Raw genomic sequence first — 13,236 nt, 5'->3', positions numbered from 1 at the left:
AAGCTCCTTAAGCGTGTACAACTGTACCAACATCATCACCGTAGACTGCGCGAACAATCTCACCTGGTTTGGTCATATCAAATACCAATAGTGGCATGTCATTATCACGACACATCACGATAGAAGTCGCGTCCATGACCTGAAGGCCATCTGTCAGAACTTGCTGGTAACTAAGGTGTTCGTATTTTACCGCATCATCGTGGCATTTTGGGTCTTTCGAATAGACGCCATCCACTTTTGTGGCCTTGAGCATCGCATCAACCTCTAGCTCAATAGCGCGCAAGCTGGCGGCTGAATCAGTCGTAAAGAACGGGTTACCAGTACCGGCTGCACAAATAACCACGCGTTTCTTTTCCAAATGTCGGATTGCACGGCGACGAATAAAGCGCTCGCATACCTGATCAATGCGCAATGCAGACATGACCCGTACTTCCACATTAATCTGCTCCATCGCGTCTTGCAATGCTAATGCATTCATGACAGTGGCGAGCATACCCATATTATCGCCAGTCACTCGCTCCATGCCTAATGCAGCAAGCTGGGCACCACGGAACAAATTACCGCCGCCAACAACGATTGCAACTTCAATCCCTGCACTACTCAGTTCTTTAACTTCTGCAGCAATACGACTGACAACTTCAGGATTAAGGCCAAAAGCCTGATCACCCATTAGGGCTTCGCCACTCATTTTCAGTAGCACACGTTTATATTTTGCTTTTTTATCGTTCATTGTTCTCTCCTAAAAGAATCAGCGGTAAAACCGCAGAATTTGCACCGGGCAACCCCTAGCCAACTGTCTAGTGTACAAGGCTTTATCTAAAAGTGGCGCAGGACACCAAAAAAAGCCGCCGTATAACGGCGGCTTGAATAACTTACCTTATGCAATTTAAGCACATATAAGTATTCGACCAATAGAAACAAACACGCCCTTTGCTGAGTTCAGCTGACGAGTGAGGTTGTTTCTCAATCATTATTAGCCTTTGGCTTGAGCCATAACTTCTGCAACGAAATCAGACTCTTCTTTTTCAATCCCTTCACCAAGTTCAAAACGAATGAAACGCTTAACTTGTGCATTCTTTTCTTTCAGCAATTGCTCGATGCTCTGATCAGGGTTCTTGACGAACTTCTGACCAAGCAACGTGACTTCACCAAAGAACTTACGCATGCTGCCTTCAATCATTTTTTCAATGATGTTGTCAGGCTTGCCACTTTGCTCAGCTTTAGCGCGGTGAATACCTTTTTCCTTCTCTACCAGCTCTGCAGACAGGCCATCGGCATCAATAGCTTGTGGGTTGCTAGCAGCAATGTGCATTGCCAAATCGCGAGCCAGCTCTTCATCTTGAGTATTGATTTCTACCAATACACCGATCTTTTGGCCGTGCAGATAAGCACCAATCACACCTTCATCAGCACGCAGGGTTTCGAAGCGGCGAATAGCCATATTCTCACCAATTTTCGCAACCAGTTCACGGCGACGCTCGTCAACGGTAACGCCATTTTGATATTCAGCTGCATTTAGTGCATCAACATCAGTAATGGCTTGTTCACGAACCATATCAGCCAAACGGCCAGCAAATGTACGGAACTCATCACCCATGGCAACGAAGTCAGTTTCACAGTTCGCTTCAAGAATGGTGGCCACTTTGGCATCATCACTGATAGAAACGACCAATGCACCTTCAGCAGCAACACGACCCGCTTTCTTTTCAGCTTTTGCCAAGCCAGTCTTACGCATATGCTCAATGGCAGCTTCGATATCGCCACCGGTTTCAGTCAATGCTTTTTTACATTCCATCATGCCTGCGCCAGTACGCTCGCGCAGCTCTTTAACTTGTTGTGCGGTAATCGCCATAATACTCTCCAGAATTTTGAATACGGAAGGCAGCGCGGACCCGCGCTGCATCATAAAAACGGAACTGCCGATAAAGCATCGGCAGTTTAAGGGATATTACTCGCCTGCTTTTTCGTCAGCAGCTTTCTCTTCAGTCTTTTCTTCAGCTTCTGCTACTTCAGCCAATGCCTCTTCAGCATTTTCTTCGCCACCGGTAGTGACAGACTTTTTGGCTTCTTCGATCGCATCAGCTACAGCTTCAACGTACAAACGGATCGCGCGAACTGAATCGTCGTTACCTGGGATGATGTAGTCGACGCCTTCAGTTTTGCCATTGGTATCAACGATACCGACGACAGGAATGCCCAGCTTGTTGGCTTCTTTGATTGCGATGTGCTCGTGACCTACGTCAACAACAAACAAGACATCTGGCAATTGACGCATATTGCGGATACCAGTCAAAGCGCGAGCCAGCTTGTCGCGTTCACGACCAAGCATGATGACTTCTTTCTTAGCCAGTTTGTCGAATGTGCCATCTTCGCCCATTTTCTCGATTTCTTCGAGGCGACGGATAGACTGACGGATGGTTTTGAAGTTAGTCATCATGCCACCGAGCCAACGGAAGTTGACGTAAGGCATGCCACAACGAGTCGCTGCTTTTTCGATTGATTCGTTAGCGCTACGCTTGGTACCAACAAACATGATACGGCCGCCATTAGCTGCAACAGTACCGATAAAATTCAACGCATCGTTGAGCATAGGAACAGTTTGCTCAAGGTTGATGATGTGAATATCGCCACGCTTGCCATAGATGTATGGCGCCATTTTAGGGTTCCAGAAACGTGTACGGTGACCAAAGTGTGCGCCTGCTTCAAACAGTTCGCGAAGACTTACTGAACTCATGTATTACTCCAAAGTATTTTTAAAGGGTTGAGCCTCCAGACACCCATTCGGACAAATGCCAACCATCTATCCCACGCCTCCACTGCCGAAGCAGCACCCGGAAGCGTGTGCCGGTGTCTGTGTGTTTTCAACATGGGCAAGACTAAAGCCGACAATGCTCGTCGACCTCCTTCCCCAAACTATATTTGCCTTTCGGCGGGGGGCTTTATACCATATCCGCTCGTTTTTGCCAAAAAAGTTTATGAACATTATCAAAAAATCCCCCGAAGCTATTGAGCATATGCGCACAGCCGGCCGCCTCGCAGCCGACGTACTCGATATGATCACTCCGTACGTTGTCACAGGCGTCACTACAGCTGAACTCGACAAACGCTGCCACGAATACATCACTGACGTACAAGGCTGCGTACCGGCCTGCCTTGGCTATGGCCACCCGCCATTCCCAGCTGCAACTTGTATCTCGGTCAATCACGTTATCTGCCATGGCATCCCGTCGGACAAAAAACTCAAAAATGGCGACATTGTCAATATAGACGTCACCGTCATCGAGCCCAACGGCTACCACGGCGACACCAGCCGCATGTTTATCGTCGGCGAAGGCAGCGTACTTGCGCAACGCCTTGTCGACATCACCTACCAAGCGATGTGGCGCGGTATTGAAATCGTCAAGCCCGGAACCACGCTTGGCGACATCGGTCACGTCATCCAGACCTTTGCCGAAGCCGAGCGCTTTTCCGTCGTGCGTGAATTCTGCGGACACGGTATCGGGCAAAATTTCCACGAAGACCCACAAGTCCTGCACTATGGCAAACCCGGACAGGGCGTTGTGCTTGAAGAAGGCATGACCTTCACCATTGAACCGATGATTAACGCTGGTAAGCCACAGCTCAAAATCCTCAAGGATCAATGGACAGCCGTTACCCGCGACCGTTCTTTATCTGCGCAATGGGAACACATGCTGGCTGTCACCGCAGACGGCTACGAAGTATTTACGCTCAGTGCCAAAGAGCGCGAAGCTGCAAAATAAGTAGCAAGGATGTGGCCGTGGTGCATTACTTCACGCACCACGGCCACATTATTGCGTATCGTAGTCGGACATACGCCAACATTGAATCACAGACTTACGCACGGAAACCATCATCATGAGACCAACCACGCTACCCGACTTTGAGCCCAGTCAATATAACAATGGTGACGATCTCGCCAACGCTGCAGCGCACTATCTCAAGACCTTACGCGCCGCACAGCAAACCCACATCGCGCGTTACTTTGACGTCATCGCCCTGCTGCTACACCAAACCGCACAACTCGATTGCATCATCAGCGCCCTGCACGCACACAATTTCCCCGACCTATCGACCACTGTTGTCGCCCTCGGTGGCTACGGACGGCGCGAACTGTTCCCCGCCTCGGACATCGACCTGCTCATCCTGCACCGCGACGGTGAACAAAACCAAGCCGCCATCGGTAACTTTATCCAGCAACTGTGGCAACTCGGTCTACCCATCGCGCAACACGTCTGTACACCCGACGAATGCCTCTCTGACGCTCGCAGTGACACCGACAAAGTCACCGCCCTGCTCGAGTCACGCCTCATCACCGGCGACTCAACCCTGTTGAGCCACATCACCGACCGACTACGCACCATTCTCACCCCGACCGACTTCATCACTGCCAAGCTCGACGAGCAAATCCACCGCGACGAAAAGCAGGAACAAATGGGGCGACTCGAACCCAACGTCAAAATAGCCCCCGGCGGCCTGCGCGACATCCACATGCTTGGCTGGCTCAATGCCTACTGCTACGGCAAACGCGACCTCAACGGCTTAGTTAAGCGACAAATCCTCAGTCAGGAAGAGCACGACGAACTGGTCAAATGCCGCGAGCGCCTATGGCGCATCCGCTTCGCCCTGCACTTATCCTGCAAAAATCACTGCGACCGCCTCACCTTCGACCAGCAAAAACACCTCACCAAACTATTCGACTACCACGACCAGCCCGAAAATCAGGCCATCGAACAATTCATGCGCTTTTACTACCGCAACAGCCGCCGTATCCGCCGCATCAACCGCCTCGCAGTCAAAATCATCGACATTGCCCACCAACCGGAACAGCCCAACATCCCCGTCGACAACCACTTTATCCGCCACCACAACCGCCTCAGCCTACGCCATCCAGAACAACTGCACCAGCACCCCGAATTCCTGCTACGCACCTACCAACACCTGCAAAATCACCCCGACATCGACGGCGTCCACCCCGACCTCGCGCGCCAACTGCACCGCCAGCGCGACCACATCATCACACAAGAATACCGCCACGATGCCGACATCCGCCGCGACTTCCTCGCCATCCTCAACCACCCCGGTAACGTCTATCGTCAACTGCGCCGCATGTTGCGCCTTGGCTTGCTCTACCGCTACATTCCCACCTTCTGGCACACCGTCGGGCGTATGCAGTACGACCTTTTCCACCAATACACCGTCGACCAGCACACCATGCGCCTGCTGCGCGTCCTCGACAGCTTCAAACAACCACAACCCGACTACCCAGACGCGCACACCATCATGCGCGACTTCCGCGAACCCGCTACTCTTTACCTTGCTGCACTCTTTCACGACATCGGCAAAGGCTATCAGGGCGACCACAGCGACATCGGCGCACAAATGGCCGCCGACTTCGCCGCAGAAAACGACGCCATCAGCAAAGAAGAAGCCGACCTGCTCACCTTCCTCGTACAGGAACACCTCACCCTGTCCATTACCGCACAGAAAAAGGACCTTTCCGACCCTGATGTCATCAGCGACTTTGCCACCAAATTTCCCAACCGTCGCTACCTAGACGCACTCTACCTTTTAACCATGGCTGACATTACCGCCACCAACCAAAGCCTGTGGAACAGCTGGCGCGCCAATCTGCTTTACACCCTCTACCACCTCGTACGCACAGCCTTAGAGCAACAACAACCCGACATCGCCACACAAATCACCCACGCACAACAACAAACCGCACCACTGCTCGCCGACCTAAACGAAACCAGCGTCCAGCACTGCTGGCAAAACCTACCCGACAGCTACTTCCTCAACGAAGACCCGACCGTCATTGCCGCCAAAACCCGCCACCTGCTCGAACACAGCAACCAAGCCGCCGTCAGCCAAACCAAAGACCACCCGCCACGCCTGTTTATCAGCGCCCCCAGCGCCAGCGACATCCTCTTTGCCCGTGCCACCCATTGCATGGAACGGCACAACCTCGACATCGTCGAGGCGCGCCTCTACCGCAGCCTCGACGACCAACTCGCCATCCAGCAATATACCTTGAACGACCGCACGCCACTCACCGACGAATCACTCGCCGCCCTGCAACACGACATCACCGGCCACGACGCCCCCAAACCACTCGCCAAGCGTCTCAGCCATGGCGCACTCAAACACTTCAACACCGATACCTGCATCGATATCGAACAGGACGTGCAACAACAGCGCACCATCCTCTACCTAACCTGCAAAGACCGCCACGGCCTCTTGTCCATCATCAGCCGTGCCTTCCTCGAACAAGGCATCCATCTCGCACACGCCAAAATCAGCACCCTCGGCGAAAAAGTCGAAGACACCTTCTACCTCACTACCGCCGACCACAAGGCGATCATCAGCCCTGACACACTCACCCAACTCAGTAACCGCTTGCATCAATTACTAGACTAATTTTTGCGACAGCAAAGAAAGCAAAAAAATCCCCCCTTGTCACAAAGGGGGATTTCATCATTGCCACGAATGAATGAGCCATTATTGCCAGCATCAGTTGATCAGTAATGGTGTAGCGATGATCTTTGCATAATCCAATAAAAAAATCATCTGCTTCAGTGCCCAAAAGTATCAATCCGTACCGATAGAAGGCGTTTCCGGCAACGTTGCACCGCCGTCGATCACCACCTGACTGCCGGTCAGGTAACTCGACTCGTCACTACCCAAAAAGGCAAACAGTTCGCCCACTTCGACAGGCTTTGCCAAGCGCTGCATCGGTACATTACGGGCAATATCTTCAATCGCACTTTCCGGATTATCGGGATTGGATTCCTGCGCCATCTTTTCGACCATTGGCGTACGCGCATAGCCAAGCTGGGTACAATTCACGCGGATATTATGCGGTGCGTATTCCACAGCCAGACATTTGGTTAACCCGACAATAGCAGCCTTGGTCATCGCATAAGCCGCTTCACCCGGGTCAGCGACAATATCACCAGTTACCGAGGAGGCAAGCACAATAGTACCTTTCCCCTGCTTGAGCATTTGCGGAATAACCGCCTGGGCTGTATTCCACGCACCCTTAATATTCACATCAATATGGAAATCGCGTAATTCGTCGCTAAACGTTTCAAATGGTGCCAAACGGCAAACACCGGCATTGCAGCACGCCACATCAAGCGCGCCAAACGTATCTACCGCAAGTGCTGCCGCCGCACGCATTGCATCACCATCAGCCACACTACCAATAAATGTCGCTACTTCTGTACCGTGTGTGCTGCGTAAACGCTCTGCGACACCCTCAACACTTGTATCTACATCGACAAGCACCAACTTAGCACCATATTTCGCATAAACTTCGGCAATACCTTCACCGAGACCAGCCGCTGCACCGGTTATCAGTGCTACTTTATCACTTAATTTTGCCATGGTTACTCCTAGCTGATTTAGCATAAATCTTGTAATAAACTATCTATATATAAACGGATTAACAATCTTGTTTAACTAACGTTAATACTATTGATTAATCACAGAATACCTATAGTGACTTCCAACAATAACCGGACTAACCATGAACCCCGACTATTGGCATAATCGCTGGCGTGAAAACCGCATCGGCTTTCACCAAGCCACAGCACACCCGATGCTCACCACCCACTACACAAAGCTTGCCTTGCCTGAACAACCGCGTATCTTCGTGCCTCTATGCGGCAAAAGCCACGACATCGGCTGGCTGCTTGAGCAAGGCGCACACGTCATTGGCTGCGAACTCAGCCCACTTGCCATCGAGCAACTGTTTACACAACTCAACCTGACGCCCACCAGCACTACCATTAATGGCAATCTCACCCACTGCCACACAGAACAACTCGACATTTTTATCGGCAACTTTTTTGACCTTAGCCCAAGCAATCTCGACCATATTGACGCCGTGTACGACCGTGCCGCACTGATCGCGTTACCGCCCGAACTGCGTCCACGCTATAGCGAACACCTGCACCACCTCACCAACAATGCCGCACAACTACTGATTACCTTCGACTACGACCAAGCGCTCATGAGTGGCCCACCATTTGCCGTCCCCGAAAAAGAAATATGCCAACACTACGCTGCAAGCCATCACATCGAACAACTCGAACAGATAACCATCCCGGACTTCAAACAAACCTGCCCCGCCACAGAGACCATCTACAAGCTTACCCCACACCGCTAATCTTTGAAAAAAGCGGCGCGTTACGCTATCTTGCCAACCACGAAATAACCAAGGACAATCTATGAACTGGACAGCCATCGGCGGCGCAGCAGTCGCCGCATTTTTTATCTGGATGATGTACCGCAACCGTGGCGGCATAAAAGAACTGATGCAGCGCAGTAAAGAAGCGCCACAGCACTGGGGCACTTACGCCATGCTGATGGGCGGCGTCATCCTGCTTGTCTATATTCTGATTAAGCTCTAACGCTATGCCGCTAAACCTCATCGATATCGGCTGCAATCTGACCAGCCAACGCCTCTATCACGATCGCGACCTCATCATTGCCGACGCGCACGCTGCGGGTGTGCACACGCAAATCCTCACCGGCACTGACCCTGACAGCAACCAGCGTGCGCTTGAGCTCGCCAATCAATACAGCGAGCTCTACGCCACCGCAGGACACCATCCACACCACGCCAATGAATGGCAACCGCATAGCCATCGCGCCGCCTTGCAAGCACTGGCCAAAGCGCCGCGCGTCGTCGCCGTCGGAGAAATGGGGCTGGACTACAACCGCAACTTTGCCACACCCGCCAACCAACGCCGCTGCTTTGAAGACCAGCTCGCCATCGCCGCTACCGTCGACAAACCCATCTTTTTGCACGAACGCGATGCCTACGATGACTTTATTTCTATTCTTGCCGACGCATTACCCGAGCTCACGGGCGCAGTTTGGCACTGTTTCACCGGCAATCAGGCACAACTCGAACGCGCCATCGAACTCGGACTATACATCGGCATCACCGGCTGGGTATGCGACCCCAAGCGTGGCGAAGACTTGCGCCGCATCGTCGCCTATATCCCCGACGATCGCCTGATGCTCGAAACCGACGCACCCTACCTCACCCCGAAAAACCTGCAACCCACCCCACGCACTAACGAGCCGCAATATCTCACTTACGTCCTCGATACTGTCGCCGAATGTCGTGAGCAAAGCCGTGAACACGTCGCAAATATCACCACAGCCAACGCACAACGCTTCTTCAACCTCAACGAAAGTAATGAACACAGCGGATAACCTCACGATCCGCCCTTATCATGACAAAGATGCCGCCATTCTCGGCGACATCTTCCACCGCTCGATCATGGCAATAGATGAACGCCTCTACAACGCCAAACAAAAGCGCGCATGGGCGGGCAACAAAACACTCGACTTCTGGCAACAACGCTTTGCGCAGACTCAGCCATTTGTTGCCTGCCTCAGCGATCAAGCCGCTGGCTTCCTCGAACTAATCTATAAAGATGCGTATATCGATTGCTGCTATGTTGATCTCGAACACCAAGGCAAAGGCATCGCCAGCGCACTTATCCGCCACGCCATCGACAGCGCCAAGGTACACAATATTGATACCTTAACCGTCCACGCCTCGGACGTTGCCCTGCCTATATTCTCCCGTCATGGCTTCACCATCATCAAACGCCAACAGCACGAAACCCAAGACACTCTCCTCGCTAATACACTAATGCGTTACAGTATTAAATAATCAAGTCTTTTCGGACGTCGATAGCAGCACTCCTGTACCAATAAATACCGTACCCGTCAGCCGGTTAAACAATTTGGCACGGCTTTTTTTCAGCAACCATGCCGATGATCGCGTCCTCCAATGTGCATAAAATAACAGCCATGATAGCTCTAATATCACAAAAGTACTGACGAACACCAGATATTGCGGTAACATCGCATTGTCAAGCTGAATAAATTGCGGGAACAACGCAGTAAAAAATAAAATTGCCTTGGGATCACTGATACCAACTATAAAGCCACTCAGATAATGCTTGCACTATCTCACTTCGCACTTACCCAATAAATTAGGCATACTAAACTCATAAGAGGTTTGCTTTGATAGCAGTGCCTTTATGCCCAAGTAAATCAAATAATACGTATCGTAAACCTATTTACCTATAGCCGATAAAAACACAGGCAATCCCAAGCACAGGTCGGTTTTTACGAATCCGAGAAGTTTTATTGGTTTAGCAACCACTAAAAAGGGCGCTTTCGCAAGCGCCCTTCAGCTCTCTAATGTTGGATTATTTATTAGGAGAAGGTTGATGCTGCTGCTCACGCTGATTGAGAATATGCTTGAGCAATAACAATCCGGCGACCATGAGGTATGAAATCATAAACATAGTCGGGCCTTCGCCACCAACTACAGGCACATGCTCGTGAATGATACCGAAATAGGCCAGTCCTGCTGCAATCAATGCTGCAATAACGCCTTTTTTCGGTTCGTTGGTGATAGCAAAGATAGCAATACATCCCCACAAGAGTGATGATAATGGCGCCCCACTACCGAGATGGTAAAGGCCCGTATAGTCCACACCACTTCGCTCGATAACATCCCAACCAACATTCATCGCATTGGTACCAGCACTCTTTAAGGTATTGCCAACCAAAGTCAGTGCCCATGCGCCAATCCATGGGAACAGGCAGACAAAGATCACTGGAACTTCCAATTTTGGTGTTTCACGTACAACCTGATTTGCAGTCACAATACCGATGAAAATCAGGATTGGTGCGATCGCTGCCATTGGAATCAGTGAAAGCAGGAATGCGCCGAGGCCGAACATACAGACGAGCAACATAACCACACCTGTAGCCAAGGTATAACCAATACCGGCACCCATTTCTTTGTATGCAGTATGGCCAACATATACGGTTACCGGGAACGGGTTACCCATCAGCGCACCGAACATACTTGAACCACCGTTAGCGATCATCACTCGGCGTGTAGGATAGGGATCACCCGCAGCATGCGCACTTTCGATGTTTTCAAGGTCAAAGACATAGTTGGCCAATGCCAGTGGGACAGCCGAAGCCAAATATGGTGCAGCGACTTTGGTTCCTTCAAGGAAACTACCGATATGTGGCGTTGGAGGATTAAATCCTGCGCTAGACAATGCACTACCTATGGCGCCAGCATCTTGCAAACCAAAAACCCATGCCAGAATAGTACCCACGATTAAAAGCAGTAATCCGGTAGGAACTTTACGGAACATTGGTGAGCGCCCAAACCAGTTGATAAAAATCAGCACCAGTACTACGAACGATACAATTGGTGTATGGAAGGCCTGTAGCATTGGGTTCATCGCCAGTAACAGCAACCCCAAACCAGCTAGGCAAGACAATAGCACTGTACGCGGTACAACACGGCGCAAAAAGTCACCCATAAAGGCACCGACAAACAGAATCAAGCCTTCGACAAAGCCCCATACAAGACCAATACGAATAGCAAATTCATAATCTTGTGTAGACTGATAGACTGGTAGCAAAACCAAAAAGGTCACGGTAAAGATAGATGGTGCACTAGGCCCGGAAGGTAGCGCAACGACGTCTTCACGTCCGGTTTTTTTGGCAAGTTGCTTGGCAAAAATAACGTAGCATACGCTGGCGCAAAATACAGCCAAACCAAAAGCTGGTGCAATGCGCCCGTAAACAACTTCAGCAGGAATACCAACGACAAGCGTCAGTAATGCAATCATGGTCAGCAAGTTTGTCAGGTTATTACTGAATAACCCGAAAAATGCCGCCCAATCACCTTTTCTCCATAATTTTGTAGTCATCACTTTTCTCCTGAATGATGTTTAGTATTGTGCTGCAATGGCTTGCATGGCTTTGGTGAATGCTTCCATTGGAGGATGAACGATACCAGCACCAATCATGCCGATACCCGCTTCTTTATGTGCTATCGCTGTATTGATTAATGGCAGTACACCACTCTCAATAACCTTGCGTACATCCACACCGGTAGGAATACCCATGAAATTCAGCGATGGAATGGTTACGTTTGGATTGAGGCCAGTTGTGATCTGGCGCATAGTTTTGCTGTAACGCATTGCATCATTAACCGTGCCGCCTACCAGCGAAACGATTGCTGGTGCTGCGGCCATGGCAAAACCACCGATACCATAGGTTTCTGTGATCGCAGAATCGCCAACATCCAAGCCAGAATCTTCCGGTTTATAGCCAGCAAACATTGGGCCGATAACCTGCTGTGCAGGGCCGGTAAACCATTGACCAGGCAACCCTGAAACACGAATACCAAACTCATAGCCATTGCGCGCCATAGTGGTCAGCACCGTAGAATGCTCAATACCTTCTGCTGCGTCCAATGCCGCTTTACAGCAGACCATCCATGTAGGGCCAGAGAAATAATCTGACGATGCAACAAAATTGAAAACGTCTTTTTTATCTTTGTTGCTAAAATCAGTTTCGAGAATATACGGAGTCAACTTCTGAATCAACAGCGTGGTACCAGCAACATTGCGGTTATGACATTCATCCCCCATATGCAGTGCCTGCGCCAGCATAAGCCGCAAATCAATACCCTCTTCGCAGAAAGTCATCGCTTGTGCAAGTATTGGCCCGAAGACATCACGCATCCAGTTGAGGCGATCTATCACGCTTTGATCATTAGCCCCCATACGCAGAATCTTTGCAAGTTGCTCAGAAAGATTAGTGAAGGCGATATTGCCGTGTGTTTTGTTTTCCACCACATGAACGTACATCGATGGGCTGGTAATACCGGTCATAGATCCAACAGCTTGATGCTCGTGGCACGGGCTGAAATTAATTTCACCACTGGCTGCCAGTTCAGCAGCTTCATCAAGATTTTTTGCCCAACGCTCAAAGACGATAGCACCGGTAACTGCGCCCCGCATCGGGCCATTCATGTTTGCCCAATCGATAGGCGGACCTGCATGCAATAGCGTTTTCCCTGTCATGCCTGGAATCACATCTTGCGCACGCCCATATCCGGTCAAGACAGGCTGAGCACTGGTAATCCGCGTTAATGCCTCTTGGTTGGCTGCATGGATTTTTTCAGCGATCTCAGGCTGTTCAACTTTAGCAAGTGCTGCGACCATTGCCGTATCACCTTTGCCCGGTGGCTGCCAGTCAAGTTGAGTCACAGTTGTCTGCTGACGCCGTAAATCCTCTGCGAATTGAGCGATACCAATATTGAGTACATTTAAAGGCTGTTCGAATAATTTTTCGGTCTGATTCATG

At 50.6% G+C, this 13,236-nt stretch carries 13 protein-coding genes; 6 read left to right on the top strand and 7 right to left on the bottom strand.

The window, feature by feature from the left end; genetic code table 11:
* Positions 1–7: 7 nt before the first annotated feature.
* The 3 genes from pyrH to rpsB form a co-directional block, all read right to left on the bottom strand.
* Positions 8–730 carry a UMP kinase gene (gene pyrH / locus KRX19_03560; protein MBV7434095.1) on the bottom strand — a complete coding sequence of 241 codons (723 nt, stop codon included), beginning with the start codon at positions 728–730 and terminating at the stop codon, positions 8–10.
* A gap of 243 nt (positions 731–973) precedes the next feature.
* Complete coding sequence (gene tsf / locus KRX19_03555; GenBank protein MBV7434094.1) at positions 974–1,852, bottom strand: translation elongation factor Ts; 879 nt, start codon at positions 1,850–1,852, stop codon at positions 974–976.
* Between the two features lie 96 nt (positions 1,853–1,948).
* A complete protein-coding gene (gene rpsB, locus KRX19_03550; protein MBV7434093.1) occupies positions 1,949–2,734 on the bottom strand; it encodes a 30S ribosomal protein S2 in 786 nt (261 codons plus the stop codon).
* A gap of 241 nt (positions 2,735–2,975) precedes the next feature.
* Here rpsB and map point away from each other — a divergent pair, with 241 nt between their 5' ends.
* Both map and glnD read left to right on the top strand, forming a co-directional pair.
* Positions 2,976–3,761, top strand: a complete 786-nt coding sequence (gene map / locus KRX19_03545) for a type I methionyl aminopeptidase (GenBank protein ID MBV7434092.1) — start codon at positions 2,976–2,978, stop codon at positions 3,759–3,761.
* A 115-nt stretch (positions 3,762–3,876) separates the two neighbouring features.
* The gene (glnD, locus tag KRX19_03540) at positions 3,877–6,438 is read left to right on the top strand and encodes a [protein-PII] uridylyltransferase (GenBank protein MBV7434091.1); all 2,562 of its coding nucleotides are present in this window, start codon (positions 3,877–3,879) and stop codon (positions 6,436–6,438) included.
* 171 nt (positions 6,439–6,609) lie between these two features.
* Here the strand turns inward: glnD and ucpA are convergent, their stop codons facing one another.
* Complete coding sequence (gene ucpA, locus KRX19_03535; GenBank protein MBV7434090.1) at positions 6,610–7,407, bottom strand: SDR family oxidoreductase UcpA; 798 nt, start codon at positions 7,405–7,407, stop codon at positions 6,610–6,612.
* 142 nt (positions 7,408–7,549) lie between these two features.
* Here ucpA and tmpT point away from each other — a divergent pair, with 142 nt between their 5' ends.
* The 4 genes from tmpT (at position 7,550) to KRX19_03515 (ending at position 9,715) form a co-directional block, all read left to right on the top strand.
* Positions 7,550–8,191 (top strand): thiopurine S-methyltransferase, encoded by a 642-nt coding sequence (gene tmpT, locus KRX19_03530; protein MBV7434089.1) that lies wholly within the window; start codon positions 7,550–7,552, stop codon positions 8,189–8,191.
* Positions 8,192–8,252: 61 nt separating this feature from the next.
* Positions 8,253–8,435: a hypothetical protein gene (locus tag KRX19_03525; protein MBV7434088.1), complete on the top strand. Its 183-nt coding sequence runs from the start codon at positions 8,253–8,255 to the stop codon at positions 8,433–8,435.
* Between the two features lie 4 nt (positions 8,436–8,439).
* Positions 8,440–9,249, top strand: coding sequence for a TatD family hydrolase (locus tag KRX19_03520; protein ID MBV7434087.1), 810 nt, complete (start codon positions 8,440–8,442; stop codon positions 9,247–9,249).
* A complete protein-coding gene (locus KRX19_03515) occupies positions 9,233–9,715 on the top strand; it encodes a GNAT family N-acetyltransferase (protein ID MBV7434086.1) in 483 nt (160 codons plus the stop codon). The genes KRX19_03520 and KRX19_03515 overlap by 17 nt, the downstream gene beginning before the upstream one ends.
* Here the strand turns inward: KRX19_03515 and KRX19_03510 are convergent, their stop codons facing one another.
* The 3 genes from KRX19_03510 to KRX19_03500 all read right to left on the bottom strand — a co-directional run bounded on the left by KRX19_03510 (position 9,716) and on the right by KRX19_03500 (position 13,235).
* Positions 9,716–10,000 carry a LysE family transporter gene (locus tag KRX19_03510; protein ID MBV7434085.1) on the bottom strand — a complete coding sequence of 95 codons (285 nt, stop codon included), beginning with the start codon at positions 9,998–10,000 and terminating at the stop codon, positions 9,716–9,718.
* Between the two features lie 259 nt (positions 10,001–10,259).
* The gene (locus KRX19_03505; GenBank protein MBV7434084.1) at positions 10,260–11,792 is read right to left on the bottom strand and encodes a hypothetical protein; all 1,533 of its coding nucleotides are present in this window, start codon (positions 11,790–11,792) and stop codon (positions 10,260–10,262) included.
* Between the two features lie 21 nt (positions 11,793–11,813).
* Complete coding sequence (locus KRX19_03500; protein MBV7434083.1) at positions 11,814–13,235, bottom strand: DUF1116 domain-containing protein; 1,422 nt, start codon at positions 13,233–13,235, stop codon at positions 11,814–11,816.
* Position 13,236: the final 1 nt, after the last annotated feature.

The organism is Cardiobacteriaceae bacterium TAE3-ERU3 (assembly GCA_019218315.1).
GTDB lineage: Bacteria > Pseudomonadota > Gammaproteobacteria > Cardiobacteriales > Cardiobacteriaceae > JAHUUI01.
The sequence above is the reverse complement of the archived record's forward strand: the minus strand, read 5'-3'. Positions and strand labels throughout refer to the sequence as shown.